We start from the raw sequence: 14,923 nt of genomic DNA, 5'->3' as shown, positions 1-14,923 counted from the left end.
ACGTCATGCGGCTCGCCGCAAACTGTCACATGGCCCCCCTAGAGGCCCGGCAACGATCAAGGGGGTTATGACACATGATTCGAGCTTTCAACCTGCATTCTGCCGCCGCGCTGGCGCTTGCCGCGGCGCTCGCCGCGACCCCCGCCGCCGCGCAGGACGCGGCACAGGATATGGCACCGATCCAGAATGAGGACGGCACGATCACGACGTCGCAGGACATCGTCGTGCTCGGCAGCATCGGCTATCGCAACCGCAATGACGATCAGGCCGAACCGATCCTCACCTATGACAGCGAATTTTTCCAGCGCTTCGAACCGCTGACCGCGGGTGACGCGTTGAAGCGCGTGCCGTCGGTGACCTTTCTGTCCGACGTCATCGAAAGCGACGGGGCGCGGTTGCGCGGTCTGCCGCCGGGCTACACCCAGATCCTGATCAATGGCGAAAAGGTGCCGGGATCGAACGCCGACCGCAGCTTCTTTCTCGATCGTATCCCTGCCGAGCTGATCGAGCGGGTCGAAATTGTCCGCTCATCGTCGGCGCGTCGGTCGGGCGATGCGGTGGCGGGCACGCTGAATATCAAACTGCGCGATGGGTATGAACTCGATGGCGGATACCTGCGCGCCGGCGGCCTCTATTTCGACGACAAGGAGCTCGAACCCAGCGTCGGCGGCGTCATCGGCGGGGCGCTTGGTCCGGGCCGTTTCTTGCTCGGCGCCAATTTCCAGGGTCGGCACAATCCCAAAAAGAAATTCTCGCTGCGCTACGCCAATCAGGAAGATGCCAACGGCGATCCGACCAATGTTCCCATATTCGACAATCGCGAGGACCAGGTCGATACCCGGGATGGCAAGGATTATTCGTTCAACGCGACCTATGACATCAAGGGCGACACGACCGATTTTTCGATCAACGGCTTTTACGTTCACACCGACCGGATCGAAAACGAGCGCAGCTTTGAATATAATGATCTGACCGCGATCAACGGGCCGGTCCGCGCCACGCCGCCGGGCAATCTGACCGTCGACAACGCCAATGTCGCCAAGATCAATCAGGACAATTACAGCGTCAACGGCAAGGTCGCGCACCGCTGGTCGCTCGGCGAAACCAGCCTGAAATTTGGGCTGTCGCAGTTCGACGAAGACGTGTTTGAAACCGAATATGAGGTCGAGTTCGACCGGTCGGCACCGCGTTTCACGGGCGACCAGACGCGCAGCGCGATCAAGGACAAGGAATTTTCGGTCAAGCTCGAGCATGCGTTCGATCTGGGCGAAGACACCAGGCTGATCTTCGGCGGCTTCTGGCAGGACAAGGACCGCTCGACCGCGATTACCGAAGCGCCGCGCGATCGCTACAATCTGCCCGTCGCGACGCGCCAAGGCTACGACCAGTTCACCCGCAACCCGACCGAATTCGTCCGCACGTTCGGCGCTTTCGTGCCCGCGACCGGCGGCGTGAATTCGATCGAAGAAGAACGGCTCGACGGCTTTGTCCTGATCGAGGGCAAGGCAGGCGCCTTTGCGTGGGAAGCCGGGGTGCGGTACGAAACCACCGACCTGACGATCGACGACCTCACCCCGCCGGCGTCGCGCTTCACCAATGATTATGAAAAATTTCTGCCGTCGGCGTCGTTCAAGTTCGACGTCGGCAATGGCGGCCGGATCACCGGTTCGGTCGCGCGCACCAGCCGCCGCCCCGAATTCAACTTTCTGTCGCCGGCGCTGCTCGAGGCCGAGCTCGGCGACAACGACCTGCTCGGCAACCCGCTGCTCGACCCCGAAACGGCGTGGGGTGCGGACCTTGGCTATGAACAGCGCATCGGCCGTTCGGGCATCGTCGGGATCAATGTCTTTTACCGCAAGGTGCAGGATCTGATAGAAGTGACCAACACGCTGGAAGAGGGATCGGAAGGCGACGGCACATTCGTGCTGCAACCCTTCAATGTCGGCGACGGCAAAGTCTATGGGATCGAGTTCGACCTTTCGACCGATCTCGGCTTCATCGGGCTGCCCGACACCGGCATCTTCGGCAACCTGTCCTTGCTCGACAGCGAGATCACCGACGACTTTGGTGAGCGCCGCTTCAACGGCCAGTCGAAATATGTCTATAATTTCGGCTTTATCCAGGACGTCAAATCGGTCGGCGCGGCGTTCGGCGCCACCTATCGCAAACAAGGCCGCGCGTTTGATCGCACCGTCGGTGAAGAGGTGTTCACCAGCTATGGCGCCGATCTGGAAATCTTCGTCGAAAAGCGTTTTGGCAAAAGTTTCACGATCCGCGCCGTAGGTTCGAACCTGTTGAACGGCGCGAAGCGCGAAGTGTTCAACAAATTCACGACGATCGATACCCAGAGCACGGGCACGTTCGACGAATATGAACTGGAAAGCGAAAAGGCCGGCCCGGTGTTCCAGCTGATGGCGCGTTACGCTTTCTAAGCCACTAGGCAGCCGGCGTTCAGTCCCTTTGGGCGCCGGCTGTCCTCGCCGCTCTGGATTGCTTCGTCGCTTCGCTCCTCGCAATGACGAGAGCGGCGTGACGCCGCTTCCCTACCCGATATGCTTGAAAATCCAGCCGATGCTCGCGCCGCCCGCCGGCGCGGTGCCGGTGACGACCAGCTGTTCGGTGGGGTGCGGGCGGCCTTCGCCGTCGACCCACAGGCTTTCCTCGACGCTCAGCGCGCCCTCTGAGGTGCGAAACTGCCACAGCGGCCCGCCGTTGATACGCAGCAGCGCGCCCAGCTTGTCGGCGGTCAGGCTCGCCGAAATGTGGCGGCCAAGGTGAAAGCGCAGCGCGAACCCTTTGTCGCCCTTGCGCCGGGTGCGCGGGGCGGGCAGCAGCATGTCCTCGCCGCGTAGCTCGCGCCCGTTGGGGGACAGGATCAGCAGGCGGCGGTGGATCAGCCCGTGGCGCCGCGCATAGCCGTCGTGGCTCATCTCGACGCGGCTGCCCTGCGGCGTCTCGCGCCGGTCGAGCTCGACCTCGGTCACCCCGCGGCCCAGTGACCCGCTGGCCAGAATCGCGGTCGAATTGGTGTCGGCCAGGATCAAGGTCGAATGCGCCGCGGTGGTGCGGAGGCCGCGCGCCAGGTCGGCGGGGATCGTCGCCCCGGTCAGCGCCGCACCGCCGCAATTTACGACGATGCGCTCGTCGCCGTCGGACAGCTCGAACGCCAGCGTTGAGGCGCAGCCCGCCTCGGTCACCCGCGCGATCGGGGGCGGCGCCGCGTCGGTCAGCAGCACGACCTTGTTCGCGACCAGCCGCTGATAGCCCCAGTCGCGCGCCTGCTTCAGCGGCCGGGTGCGCACTCCGCTTGCGGCGACGATCGCCTGGACATAGGCCGCCGACGTTGCGCCGCTGCCCTGCCAGCTGCCCATGCCGCCGTCGCTGTGGAGCAGCCCGAGCAGCGCCGGGACCGCGCGCGTCAGCACTTCCTGCACGAAGGGCGGGACTTCCATCCGGCGCATGTCATAAACCTTGGCAAGCATCGACAGCGCCATGATCGCGTCGAGCTGCGCCTGCGGCGAGCGCGAGATATTGCCGCCGTCGGCATAGAAGCTCGTCTCGAGCACCTTGCGCAGCCCCGCTTCGCCAAAGATCTGCCGCGGCTCGCCGCCGGGCATCAGCAGCGACGCGGCGACGATGCCGACCCACGCGACCATCTGGCCGGTGCCGGGGCGCGTCTTGTCGGCGACACGGTCGAGGTGGCGTGCGGCGCGCGCGAGGTGGTTGAGCACCGCCGAGCGATAGACCAGGTCGCTCGACGACAGGATCAGCGGCGCGTGGCTCGCCCAGAACAGGATGCGCCACGCGGTGTTGTCGGCCTTCCACGCCGGTTCGCTCACCGTCTCGCCGTGGGTGCCGAGCCAGTGGCGGACGACCGCTTCGGCGATCGGCACCCCGTCGGCGCGGGTGCCGGTGGCACCAAGGTCGCGCAGCCAGGCAAAGCTGTGCAGATAATCGGCAAAGGTCGGCGCGACGTCGAGCGCGGCAAAATCGAGCTCGCCGAGCGGCAGCTTTAACCCGCGGTGGAGGAAATGGCCGGCGCGGATCGCGGTCCCGGCGCGGGGGTCGCCGGGCACCGGGTCGGTCGGCACCCCCAGCAATTTGAGCGGAAAGCGGCCTTTCAGGCGAAAGGCGTGGAGCGGCGTGCGCCAGGTCAGCCGGGTGATCGCATTGGCGACGCGATCGCCGAGCGACAGCCCCTTGTCGGCGGGCAGGCGGATCAGCCGTTTGCCGGGCTCGATCGAATCGTCGATCGGCGGCGCGTCGTCAGCCAGGTCGAGCGGCGGGTCGGCAGGGGCCGAAGTTAACGGTCTCCCCTCCATCGGTCAGGCGCCCCGCAGCCGCCGGATATTGTCGGCATAGGCATCCGGGCCGCCCTTGAAGGTCGCGGTCCCCGCCACCAGCACATCGGCGCCCGCGGCGATCGCCAGCGGTGCGGTCGCAGCATCGATGCCGCCATCGACCTCCAGCCGGATGTCGCGGCCGGTCTTGTCGATCATCTTGCGCACCGCTTCGATCTTGCGCAGCTGGCTGGTGATGAAGCTCTGGCCACCGAACCCCGGATTGACGCTCATGATCAGCACCAGGTCGATGTCGTCGATCAGATAGTCGAGCATCTTTGCCGGGGTCGCGGGATTGAGCGACACCCCTGCCTGCTTGCCCAGCGATTTGATGTGCTGGATGCTGCGATGGATATGCGGCCCTGCTTCGGGGTGCACGGTGATGATGTCGGCGCCCGCCGCGGCAAAGGCGTCGAGGAAATGATCGACCGGCGAAATCATCAGATGGACGTCGAAGGGCAGGGCGCTATGCGAGCGCAGCGCTTTGACCACCGCCGGGCCGATCGTCAGATTGGGGACAAAATGGCCGTCCATCACGTCGATATGGACCCAGTCGGCGCCCGCAACCTCGATCGCGCGCACTTCCTGCCCCAGCGCGGCGAAATCGGCGCTCAGAATCGACGGGGCAATACGGACGGGGGCGAGGGTACTAGTCATGACCATCGGCCTTAACCATCAACTACTGGTGGGGCAAGCGGGGCGCGGACGCTATCGGTGGAAAAGCTGTCTGACGGCGAGCAACGACCGAATACGGGACATTAAGCCCCTCGATATTCATCCATCGTCATTCCCGCGAAAGCGGGAACCCAGGTCGTGCGCTGGCTCGCTGGGTTCCCGCTTTCGCGAGAATGACGAAAGAGGGATGTCGCAGCTTGTTACGCTTCAACCGTTCGCTTTCGGCGGTCGCCCGCGCCGCGCGGGTGCGGCGGCCTTGGGCTTCACCCCGCGCCGTGCCAGCGCCTCGCGCAGCAGTATTTCGATCTCGGCATTGGCGCTGCGCAGTTCGTCCGCCGCCAGCCGCTCGACCGCCGCGTAGAGCGCGGGGTCGAGACGGAGAGCAAAGGCTTTTTTGGCGGACGCGGGCATCATCTATCTCACCGGACGGCTCAGTAGAGCGAGCCGGCGTTCACCACAGGCTGGGTGTCGCGTTCGCCGCACAGCACGACCATCAGGTTCGACACCATCACCGCCTTGCGCTCGTCGTCGAGGTCGACGACGCCCTTTTCGGACAATTGGGTCAGCGCCATTTCGACCATCGTCACCGCGCCCTCGACCAGTTTCTTGCGCGCCGCGATCACCGCTTCGGCCTGCTGGCGGCGCAGCATCGCGCCCGCGATTTCCTGTGCATAGGCGAGGTGGGTCAGCCCGCATTCGTCGACGGTGATCCCGGCGACGTCCAACCGCTCGATCAGCGCCTTGCGCAGCTCGACCCCGACCTCCTCATGGTTGCCGCGCAGCGTGACTTCCTGATGTTCGATGTCGTCATAGGGGTAGCGTGAGCCGATTGAGCGCACCGCGGCCTCGATCTGCGCCATTACGAATTCCTTGTAATCATCGACGTCGAACAAAGCCTGCGCGGTGTCGGTGACGCGCCACACGACCTGCGCCGCCATCTCGATCGGATTGCCGCGCAAATCGTTGACCTTGATCTTGTCCGAAATGACGTTGTTGGCGCGCACCGCGATCTTTTTGCGCATCAGCCACGGCAGCACCCAGCGCAGCCCCTCCGCGCGATCGGTGCCCTTGTACGCGCCGAACAGCTGGATCGCCGCGGCTTCATTGGGGTTGATCATGTAAAAGCCGCACAGGATCAGAAAGCCGACGATCGCCGACAGCGCGACGACCGCCCATTTCCACGCGACCTGGTATTCGGCGGTGGCATTGCTGATCCCCGCCCACGCCGCGACGCCCAGCAGCAGCATCCAGATCAGCAGCATCAGATAACCGCTCTGCGTCAGCGCGCGCGTTTCGCGACTGCGGTTCAGCGCGGGAGTCCCTCCATCAACCATCTTACCCTCCGACTCGATATAAAGATGATATCATATTTATATCGAAAATGATGCGGGTCAATCGGATTCGGACGGTGGGGTCGCGATGTCGGCTTTGGGGCTGCGATCCGGTCGGCGCATGGACCGGCCATCACGCCAAAGTTCAGGAAAGTTCAGCCTAGTGCAGCGCCCGATTTGTTGTGTTCGGTGGACACATGGCGACCGGTTCTTGGCCGTGTCCGCAATCCGGGCGGCGACCGCTTTTGCCTGTGAATTAAAAGAGCTGAGACGAAGGCTGGCACAGCGGAATAATGTAGGACAGCATTTTTTTTGAGCGCGGATCGCAGCTTTGGGGTGGAGAGCGGACATCACCCACCTTCGTCATTCCCGCTTTCGCCGGAATGACGAACGGGCGAGAACAGCGATGAACCGCGAGACTCGCTTGGCGTTCCGCGCCCGCGCCCCTACATGGGGCGCGCATGCCGCCCGATACGCTCACCTCCGCCGACGCGGCCAAAGAACCGCCGGTTCTCGACACGCTCAAGCGTTTCCTGCCCTATCTGTGGCCCGCCGGGCACACCGAGCACAAGGTTCGCATCGTCCTGGCGGGGCTCATCATTCTGGCGTCGAAGGGCGTCCAGCTGTCGATGGGCTTCCTCTATGGGGCCGCGATCGACAAGATGGTGCCGGGGATGGAGGAAGGCGTCGCGCTCGCGATCGGGCTGGTGCTCGCTTATGCCGGAGCGCGTTTTGCCGGGGTGCTGTTCGACAACCTCCGCAATGTCGTGTTCGAGCGGGTCGGGCAGGATGCGACGCGCGAGTTGGCGATCGCGACCTTCAGCCACCTCCACGCGCTGAGCCTGCGCTTTCATCTGGCGCGGCGGACCGGCGAGGTGACCAAGGTGATCGAGCGCGGGACCAAGAGCATCGACACGATGCTGTATTTCCTGCTGTTCAACATCGCGCCGACGATCATCGAATTGCTCGCGGTGCTGATCATCTTCTGGACCAAATTCAGCTTCGGCCTGGCCAGCGCGACCGCGCTGATGGTCGTGGTCTATATCGTCTTCACGCGCAAGGTGACCGACTGGCGCAACGCGCTGCGCACCCAAATGAACGACCTCGACACGCTGACCATCGGGCGCAGCGTCGACAGCCTGCTCAATTACGAAACGGTCAAATATTTTGGCGCCGAGGATCGCGAGGCGGCACGCTATCGCGACGTCGCCGACCGCTATGCGCGTGCCGCGGTGAAAAGCGAAAACAGCCTGGCGTGGCTGAACATCGGGCAGAGCCTGATCACCAATGCCGCGCTGGCGGGGGCGATGGCGTACACCGTGTGGGGCTGGTCGGAGGGACAGTTTCAGGTCGGCGATGTGGTGCTCGTGAACACCTTGCTCGCGCAGCTGTTCCGCCCGCTCGACATGCTCGGCATGGTCTATCGCGTCATCCGCCAGGGGCTGATCGACATGGAGGCGATGTTCCGCCTGATCGACACCCCGCCCGAGATCTCGGATGCGCCGGACGCGCCGCCGCTGGTCGTGCACGGCGGCGCGGTGGCGTTCGAGAATGTGGTGTTCGGCTATGAGCCCGACCGCACGATCCTGAACGGCGTCAGCTTCGCCGTGGGCGCGGGCGAGACGCTGGCGATCGTCGGCCCGTCGGGCGCGGGCAAATCGACGATCGCGCGGCTGTTGTTCCGCTTTTACGACCCGCAGGGCGGGCGGATCATGATCGACGACCAGGATATTGCCGCGGTGACGCAGGCCAGCCTGCGCGGCGCGATCGGCATCGTGCCGCAGGACACGGTGCTGTTCAACGACAGCATCGGCTATAATGTCGCCTATGGTCGTGAAGGTGCGAGCGCGGCAGAGATTGCGGCGGCGGTCGAAGGTGCGGCGATCGACGGCTTCATCGCGATCCTGCCGCAGGGCTATGACACCGAGGTTGGCGAACGCGGGCTAAAGCTGTCGGGCGGCGAGAAACAGCGCGTCGCGATCGCGCGCACCCTGCTCAAAAATCCGCCGGTGTTGATTTTGGACGAGGCGACGAGCGCGCTCGACAGCCGCACCGAGGCGGCGATCCAGGACACGCTCGAACGCATCGCGGCGCGGCGGACAACCCTGGTGATCGCGCACCGCCTGTCGACGGTGACCGGCGCCGACCGGATCATCGTGCTCGACAAGGGCCGGGTGGCGGAGACCGGGACGCACGACCAGCTGCTGCGGATGCGCGGGCTGTACGCCGATATGTGGGCGCGGCAGCAGGCAGAGGTGGAAGAGGGGACGGTTTAGGGCCATCCCATCCGTCATTGCGAGCGACGCGGCAATCCAGAGCGGCTACCGCCGCGCTGGATTGCCGCGTCGCTTCGCTCCTCGCAATGACGACATTTATGAGATTCCCAAGACAACATTTCGATAATCGTCGAAATATGTCTTGACGCCGATCGCTGATTTCCATAATTCGACGATTATCGAATCATGGAGGTCCAGATGTTATCGGAGCATGTCGTTCGCGCCTTGAGCGCGCTGGCGCAGGAGCATCGGTTGGCGCTGTTCCGGTTGCTCGTCCAGGCCGGGCCGGAAGGCCTTGCGGCGGGGGCGATTGCCGAGGCGCTGGGGGTGCCCGCGTCGTCGCTGTCCTTTCATCTGGCGCAGCTGACCGGCGCCGGGCTGATCGTCCAGCGCCGCGATGGGCGGTCGCTGATCTACACCGCCGACTATGCCGCGATGAACGCGCTCGTCGGCTTTCTGATGGAAAATTGCTGTGGCGGCGGGGCGGTTTGTGCGCCCGCGGCCGCCTGTGTTGCCGAAACGAAGGACGAAAGGAAAAGCGCATGAGCCGGTTTCATATGCATGTCGGGGTTGCCGATCTGGACAGGTCGATCGCCTTTTATTCGGGATTGTTCGGCCACGCGCCGAGCGTGACCAAGCCCGATTATGCCAAATGGATGCTCGACGATCCGCGGATCAATTTCGCGATTTCGGTGCGCGACGGCGCGCATCGCGGGATCGAGCATGTCGGGTTGCAGGTCGAGGACGCCGCCGAACTCGCGGCGGTCTATGGGCGGCTGAAGGACGCCGGGGCACCCGTGCTGGAGGAAGGCGCGACGACCTGTTGTTATGCGAAATCCGAAAAAAGCTGGATCGCCGATCCCGACGGGGTGGTGTGGGAAGCGTTTCTGACCGAAGGCGAGGCAACGGTGTACGGCGACAGCCCCGATTTCGCGCCGCTGGCGTCGGCCGATGCTGCCGATGGCGCGTGCTGCGTGCCGACGCTGCCGCAGGCAGCGCCCGCCCAGACCGCCTGCTGCTGACATGACCGCGGGGGAGGGGCTGGCGGTGCTGATATTGTGCACCGGCAATTCGGCGCGCAGCATATTGGGCGAGGCGATTGTCGGCCGGATGGGCGAAGGGCGGCTCAGCGCCTATAGCGCGGGCAGCCAGCCCAAGGGCGCGCCGCACCCCGGGGCGCTGCGGCTGCTGGCGCGGAAGGGCTATGACACCGGCGGCGTCCGCTCGAAAAGCTGGGACGAATTCGCCGCGCCTGATGCCCCGCGCATCGACATTGCGATCACCGTGTGCGGCAATGCGGCGGGCGAGGCTTGTCCGCTGTTCAGCGGCGCCCCGGTGCGCGCGCATTGGGGGCTCGCCGACCCCGCCGATGCGGTCGGTGAAGCCGCGGAGGACGCGGCGTTTGCCGAAACCTGGCGGTTGCTGGAGTTGCGCGTCGGAGCAATGCTGGCGCTGCCGCTCGAAATCATGACGCCGGCCGAGCGGCGCGCGGCGCTCAACGACATCGGGCGGATGGAGGGCGCGGCGTGAGGCGCGCGCTGCTCGCCGAAGCGATCGGCAGCTTCTTTCTGTTCGCCGCGGTCGTCGGATCGGGGATCATGGCCGAGCGGCTCGCGGGCGGCAATGTCGCGGTCGCGCTGCTCGCCAATTCGCTGGCGACCGGCGCGATCTTGTTCGGCCTGATCGCGATGCTGGGGCCGGTGTCGGGCGCGCATTTCAACCCCGCGGTCAGCCTGGTGATGGCGCTGCACCGCGATTTGCGGTGGGGTATGCTGCCGCCTTATGTCGCGGCGCAGATCGGCGGCGGCATCCTGGGCGTGTGGGCGGCGCATGTGATGTTTGCGCTGCCGATCGTGCAATTTTCGGATCATGCGCGCAGCGGCACCGGGCAATGGGTGGGTGAGTTTGTCGCGACCTTTGGCCTGATCCTGACGATCATCGGCATGGTGCGCCACCGCCCCGAATGGACCGCCCCCGGCGTCGCGCTCTATATCGTCGCGGCCTATTGGTTCACCTCATCGACCAGCTTTGCGAACCCGGCGATCACGATCGCGCGCAGCCTGAGCGACAGTTTTGCGGGGATCGCGGCGGCCGATGTGCCGGCCTTCGTTGCAGCGCAGATTGCGGGCGCCGTCGCGGCGTGGTTTGTTGGGCAAAGGCTCTTCGTCGAGCGGCCCTCGGCCTGAGGCTCTGCCCCTACCCTGCAACCGGGTCCCAATAGGGCGGATCGCCGAAACTCTCCCGCAAATGCTCCCTGAGCGCCCGCAGCTTTGCCGACGGGTTCCGCCCCTGTGCGTGCGCCATATAGAGAAATTCTTCGTCGGGTTCGACGTCGAGGGCGACTATCTGCAATTCCCCTGCCTTTACCACCGGCCCCGCGATAAACGCGGGAAGCATCGCCAGCCCGAGCCCGGCGATGGCGGCGTCGCGCATCATGTCGCCGTTGTTGACGCCGAACATCGAGTGCGCCTGTATCGATACCGGCCCCGAACTCGTGCGGAAGCGCCAGTCGGCGGCGCCGCGGTTGGTGTAGAAGATGCCGCGGTGGTGGCGGAGATCTTCGATCGTCTGCGGTGTGCCACGTTCCGCGAGGTAGGCGGCGGAAGCGGTGAGCAGGCGGTGGCTCCTCGCGAGCGTCCACGCGACAAGACGCGTGTCGTCGATCGTGCCATGGCGGATGATCGCGTCGTGGCCGCTCGACGCGACGTCGATGCGGCGGTCGTCGAGGTCCAGCGTGAGCTGGATTTCGGGGTGGTCTTTCAGGAACGGGTAGAGCGCGGGGCCGAGGTGGAGGCGGGCGAAGGTCACCGGCGCGGCGATGCGCAGCGGGCCCGACAAGGTGCCGCGTCGCTCGGCCATGTCGGCGGCGGCCTCGGATATGTCGCGAGTGATACGCAGCGCGCGCAGCAGGAAGGCGGTGCCGTCCTCGGTCAGGCTGAGCTTGCGCGTGGTGCGATGGAGCAGCGCGCCGCCCAATGAGCGTTCGAGTTCGGCGAGGCGTTCGCTGACCACCGATTTGGAGAGGCGGAGCTGGCGCGCGGCGCCGCTGATCGAGCCATTTTCGACCGTCGCGACAAATGCCATTATGCCTTCGATCCGGATCATCGTTCGGTATTCCCGAATTATAGAACCAAGATATGCTGTCTATTCCGAACGGGGTGCCAAGTCCATCTTCGCTTCATCGACACGGGCATTTGAGCCCGCCGCCGAACAGGAGAAAGATCATGAACCGTTTGTTGAACAAGGTTGCGATCGTCACCGGCGCCAGCTCGGGCATCGGCCGCGAAACCGCGAAACTCTTTGCCGCGGAGGGCGCCTCGGTCGTCGTCGGGGCGCGCCGCCAGGCCGAACTCGACGCGCTGGTTGCCGAAATCACCGCCGCGGGCGGCAAGGCCATCGCCGTTGCCGGCGACGTCCGCGACGAAGCCTTTCACGAAGCACTCGTTCGCGCCGTGACCCAAAATTACGGCCGGCTCGACATCGCGTTCAACAATGCCGGGGTGTTCGGCGAAGCAGGGCCGAGCACCGAGGTATCGGGCGCGGGCTTTGCCGATGCGCTAGCGGTCAACCTCACCGGCTCGTTCCTCGGCGCGAAACACCAGATCGCCGAGATGGTGAAGCATGGCGGCGGCTCGGTGATCTTCACCTCGACCTTCGTCGGCTACAGCTTCGCCTTCCCGGGCAGCGCCGCTTACTCGGCGAGCAAGTCGGGGCTGATCGGGCTGACGCAGGCCCTCGCCGCCGAGTTCGGACCTCAGCAGGTGCGCGTCAATGCGGTGCTGCCAGGCGCGGTCGAGACCGACATGTATCATGATGTGAACGACAGTGCCGACAAGAAGGATTTCGTGACGAACCTGCACGCGCTGAAGCGCGTCGCGCAGCCGATCGAGATCGCGCGCTCGGTGCTATATCTCGCCTCGGACGATGCGAGCTTCATCACCGGCACGGCATCGCTACTCGACGGCGGAGCGTCGATCACGCGCAGCTAAGGCTGACTCAAACATCTCGTCGTTCTAGCGAAAGCGGGAACCCGGTCGCGGCGTTGCGGTCGGGCTCCCGCTTTCGCGGGAATGACGAGGAATGGTATTTGCCGCCATTATTGAAGGGACTGGGGCTTCCCTCGCCGCCGTGTCCGCCCTATCGCCATCGCAATGTCTGCCGCCACGCTCCTCCCCCTCCTGAAATCGACCTTCGGCTTCGACCAGTTTCGCGGGCGGCAGGCCGATGTCGTCGACCGGGTGATGGCGCGCGAGCGGACGTTGGCGGTGATGCCGACGGGGGCGGGCAAGTCGCTGACGTATCAGCTGCCCGCGGTCGCGCTGAACGGTTGCGTCGTCGTCGTGTCGCCGCTGATCGCGCTGATGCACGACCAGCTGCGCGGGGCGCGCGCGGCGGGGATTCGCGCCGCCAGCCTGACCAGCGTCGATGCCGACGGCGCCGAGACGCGGCAGCGGTATCGCGACGGCGAACTCGACCTCTTGTACGTGGCGCCCGAGCGCGCGACGGGCGAGGGCTTTCGCGCGCTGCTTGAGGCCAAGACCCCGGCGCTGTTCGCGATCGACGAGGCGCATTGCGTTTCGGAATGGGGGCATGATTTCCGCCCCGACTACCGCTTGCTGCGCCCGTTGCTCGACGCGTTTGCCGAGGTGCCGCGGCTCGCGCTGACTGCGACCGCCGACAAGCACACGCGCGAAGATATCCTCTTTCAGCTCGGTATTCCCGACGACGGGCTGATTCTTGCGGGCTTCGACCGCCCGAACATTCGGTATGCGATCCGCCCGCGCGTCACCGCGGCGCGCCAGTTGGTCGAATTTATCGCTGCCAATCCGGGGCCGGGGATCGTCTATTGCCCGACGCGCAGCGGGACCGAGCGGCTGGCGGAACAATTGGCGAAGGCGACGGGGCGTCCGGTTGCCGCCTATCATGCCGGACTCGATGCCGAGGTGCGGTCGCGCGTCCAGCATGATTTTGTCGCGTCGGAAGACGGCATCGTCACCGCGACGGTCGCCTTCGGGATGGGGATCGACAAGCCCGATGTGCGTTTTGTCGCGCACGCGGCGCTGCCCAAATCGATCGAAAGCTATTATCAGGAAACCGGGCGTGCCGGGCGCGACGGCGACCCGGCCGAGGCGATGATGCTGTGGGGCGCCGACGATTTCGCCAAAGCCAGAATGCGGCTGTCCGAACTGCCCGAGGCGCGGGTGCCGGGCGAGCGGGTGCGGCTGAACGGCCTCGCGACGCTCGTCGAAACCGTCGAGTGCCGCCGCGCCCAGCTGCTGCGCCATTTCGGCGAAAGCCCGCCGCCCCGTTGCGGCAATTGCGACAATTGCCTCGACCCCGCGGCGCAGGTCGACGCGACAGTGCTCGCGCAAAAGCTGCTGAGCGCGGTCTATCGCACCGGCCAAAGCTATGGCGCCGGGCATATCGAGGCGGTGCTGACCGGGCGCAGCGACGAACGGATCGCCCAGCGCGGCCATGACAAATTGTCAGTGTTCGGGATCGTCGCGGGCGAAGAGGCGCGGCTGATCAAGCCGCTGGTGCGCACGCTGGTCGCGCGCGAGGCGCTCGAGACGACCGAGCATGGCGGGTTGATGCTCGGCCCCACCGCGCGCGCGATGATGAAGGGCGAGGCGGCGGTGCTGATCGCCGAACCGCCGGTGAAACGCACCAAACGCGAGGTCCGCGGCGGCGCGGGGGCGGGGGGGGTCGCCAACCCGATCGGCGATCCGCTGTTCGACGCGCTGCGCGCGACGCGGCGCGAGCTGGCCGCCGAGGCGAATGTGCCGCCCTATGTGATCTTTCACGACGCGGTGCTGCGCGCGATGGCGACCGACCGCCCTGCGACGCTGGACGCGATGGGCGCGATTCCGGGGGTTGGCGCGAAAAAACTGGAGGCGTGGGGCGATGCGTTTCTGGCGGTGATCCGGCAGTTTTAGACGGGGCGCGCAAGCCGCGGGCTTTCGCGCTTGTCAGCCAAGGCGCGCGGTTTATACATCGCGGCCATGAGCGATTTTCGTACCCTGTCCGCCGACTATAGCGTCGCCCCGCAGATTGGCCTCGAGGATGTCGCCGAGGCGAAGGCCGCGGGCTTTGCGACGATCGTCAACAATCGCCCCGACGGCGAGGAGCCCGACGCGCCGCAGGGCGATGATATTGCCGGGGCCGCCGCCGCCGCGGGGCTGGCCTATGCGGCGATCCCGGTCGGCCATGCCGGGTTCAGCCATCCGCAGCTCGACGCGCTCGATGCGGTGCTGGCGGGGGCGGCGGGGGCGGCGGCCCCGGCAATATCATCGCCCCTGTC

The 14,923-nt window shown here is 65.6% G+C and carries 14 protein-coding genes; 9 read left to right on the top strand and 5 right to left on the bottom strand.

What is annotated here, in order from left to right; translation table 11 throughout:
* The first annotated feature begins 74 nt into the window (after positions 1–74).
* Positions 75–2,432, top strand: coding sequence for a TonB-dependent receptor (locus FFS68_RS12020; protein ID WP_137753443.1), 2,358 nt, complete (start codon positions 75–77; stop codon positions 2,430–2,432).
* Between the two features lie 111 nt (positions 2,433–2,543).
* Here the strand turns inward: FFS68_RS12020 and FFS68_RS12015 are convergent, their stop codons facing one another.
* From FFS68_RS12015 to FFS68_RS12000, 4 genes are all read right to left on the bottom strand, one after another.
* Positions 2,544–4,322: a heparinase II/III family protein gene (locus FFS68_RS12015; protein WP_137753442.1), complete on the bottom strand. Its 1,779-nt coding sequence runs from the start codon at positions 4,320–4,322 to the stop codon at positions 2,544–2,546.
* 3 nt (positions 4,323–4,325) lie between these two features.
* A complete protein-coding gene (gene rpe / locus FFS68_RS12010; RefSeq protein ID WP_137753441.1) occupies positions 4,326–4,997 on the bottom strand; it encodes a ribulose-phosphate 3-epimerase in 672 nt (223 codons plus the stop codon).
* Between the two features lie 225 nt (positions 4,998–5,222).
* Positions 5,223–5,426, bottom strand: a complete 204-nt coding sequence (locus FFS68_RS12005) for a toxin-antitoxin system HicB family antitoxin (RefSeq protein WP_137753440.1) — start codon at positions 5,424–5,426, stop codon at positions 5,223–5,225.
* Positions 5,427–5,446: 20 nt separating this feature from the next.
* Positions 5,447–6,349 (bottom strand): SPFH domain-containing protein, encoded by a 903-nt coding sequence (locus tag FFS68_RS12000; RefSeq protein ID WP_137753439.1) that lies wholly within the window; start codon positions 6,347–6,349, stop codon positions 5,447–5,449.
* A 458-nt stretch (positions 6,350–6,807) separates the two neighbouring features.
* Here FFS68_RS12000 and FFS68_RS11995 point away from each other — a divergent pair, with 458 nt between their 5' ends.
* From FFS68_RS11995 to FFS68_RS11975, 5 genes are all read left to right on the top strand, one after another.
* Positions 6,808–8,622 (top strand): ABC transporter ATP-binding protein/permease, encoded by a 1,815-nt coding sequence (locus tag FFS68_RS11995; RefSeq protein WP_137753438.1) that lies wholly within the window; start codon positions 6,808–6,810, stop codon positions 8,620–8,622.
* A gap of 198 nt (positions 8,623–8,820) precedes the next feature.
* Complete coding sequence (locus FFS68_RS11990) at positions 8,821–9,168, top strand: metalloregulator ArsR/SmtB family transcription factor (RefSeq protein WP_171003852.1); 348 nt, start codon at positions 8,821–8,823, stop codon at positions 9,166–9,168.
* The gene (locus FFS68_RS11985; RefSeq protein ID WP_137753436.1) at positions 9,165–9,644 is read left to right on the top strand and encodes an ArsI/CadI family heavy metal resistance metalloenzyme; all 480 of its coding nucleotides are present in this window, start codon (positions 9,165–9,167) and stop codon (positions 9,642–9,644) included. The genes FFS68_RS11990 and FFS68_RS11985 overlap by 4 nt, the downstream gene beginning before the upstream one ends.
* A 1-nt stretch (position 9,645) precedes the next feature.
* Positions 9,646–10,152, top strand: a complete 507-nt coding sequence (locus FFS68_RS11980; RefSeq protein WP_137753435.1) for an arsenate reductase ArsC — start codon at positions 9,646–9,648, stop codon at positions 10,150–10,152.
* Positions 10,149–10,808 (top strand): MIP/aquaporin family protein, encoded by a 660-nt coding sequence (locus FFS68_RS11975; RefSeq protein ID WP_137753434.1) that lies wholly within the window; start codon positions 10,149–10,151, stop codon positions 10,806–10,808. Before FFS68_RS11980 ends, FFS68_RS11975 begins: the two co-directional genes overlap by 4 nt.
* Positions 10,809–10,818: 10 nt before the next feature.
* Here FFS68_RS11975 and FFS68_RS11970 read toward each other — a convergent pair whose 3' ends face one another.
* Positions 10,819–11,727 carry a LysR family transcriptional regulator gene (locus FFS68_RS11970; protein ID WP_137753433.1) on the bottom strand — a complete coding sequence of 303 codons (909 nt, stop codon included), beginning with the start codon at positions 11,725–11,727 and terminating at the stop codon, positions 10,819–10,821.
* Between the two features lie 119 nt (positions 11,728–11,846).
* Between FFS68_RS11970 and FFS68_RS11965 the strand changes: the two genes are divergently transcribed.
* The 3 genes from FFS68_RS11965 to FFS68_RS11955 form a co-directional block, all read left to right on the top strand.
* The gene (locus FFS68_RS11965) at positions 11,847–12,611 is read left to right on the top strand and encodes an SDR family oxidoreductase (RefSeq protein WP_137753432.1); all 765 of its coding nucleotides are present in this window, start codon (positions 11,847–11,849) and stop codon (positions 12,609–12,611) included.
* 162 nt (positions 12,612–12,773) lie between these two features.
* Positions 12,774–14,558, top strand: coding sequence for a DNA helicase RecQ (gene recQ, locus FFS68_RS11960; RefSeq protein ID WP_137753431.1), 1,785 nt, complete (start codon positions 12,774–12,776; stop codon positions 14,556–14,558).
* 66 nt (positions 14,559–14,624) lie between these two features.
* Positions 14,625–14,923: sulfur transferase domain-containing protein (locus tag FFS68_RS11955; RefSeq protein ID WP_249340140.1), on the top strand; the 299-nt coding region annotated here is incomplete at its 3' end.

Source organism: Sphingopyxis sp. L1A2A (genome assembly GCF_005502465.1).
Classification (GTDB): Bacteria; Pseudomonadota; Alphaproteobacteria; order Sphingomonadales; family Sphingomonadaceae; genus Sphingopyxis.
This window is presented reverse-complemented; position numbering and strand designations above follow the sequence as displayed.

Coding starts and splice junctions, on each gene's coding strand:
- FFS68_RS12020 (WP_137753443.1), top strand. CDS start 75: ATGATTCGAGCTTTCAACCTGCATTCTGCCGCCGCGCTGGCGCTTGCC.
- FFS68_RS12015 (WP_137753442.1), bottom strand. CDS start 4,322: ATGGAGGGGAGACCGTTAACTTCGGCCCCTGCCGACCCGCCGCTCGAC.
- rpe (WP_137753441.1), bottom strand. CDS start 4,997: ATGACTAGTACCCTCGCCCCCGTCCGTATTGCCCCGTCGATTCTGAGC.
- FFS68_RS12005 (WP_137753440.1), bottom strand. CDS start 5,426: ATGCCCGCGTCCGCCAAAAAAGCCTTTGCTCTCCGTCTCGACCCCGCG.
- FFS68_RS12000 (WP_137753439.1), bottom strand. CDS start 6,349: ATGGTTGATGGAGGGACTCCCGCGCTGAACCGCAGTCGCGAAACGCGC.
- FFS68_RS11995 (WP_137753438.1), top strand. CDS start 6,808: ATGCCGCCCGATACGCTCACCTCCGCCGACGCGGCCAAAGAACCGCCG.
- FFS68_RS11990 (WP_171003852.1), top strand. CDS start 8,821: ATGTTATCGGAGCATGTCGTTCGCGCCTTGAGCGCGCTGGCGCAGGAG.
- FFS68_RS11985 (WP_137753436.1), top strand. CDS start 9,165: ATGAGCCGGTTTCATATGCATGTCGGGGTTGCCGATCTGGACAGGTCG.
- FFS68_RS11980 (WP_137753435.1), top strand. CDS start 9,646: ATGACCGCGGGGGAGGGGCTGGCGGTGCTGATATTGTGCACCGGCAAT.
- FFS68_RS11970 (WP_137753433.1), bottom strand. CDS start 11,727: ATGATCCGGATCGAAGGCATAATGGCATTTGTCGCGACGGTCGAAAAT.
- FFS68_RS11965 (WP_137753432.1), top strand. CDS start 11,847: ATGAACCGTTTGTTGAACAAGGTTGCGATCGTCACCGGCGCCAGCTCG.
- recQ (WP_137753431.1), top strand. CDS start 12,774: ATGTCTGCCGCCACGCTCCTCCCCCTCCTGAAATCGACCTTCGGCTTC.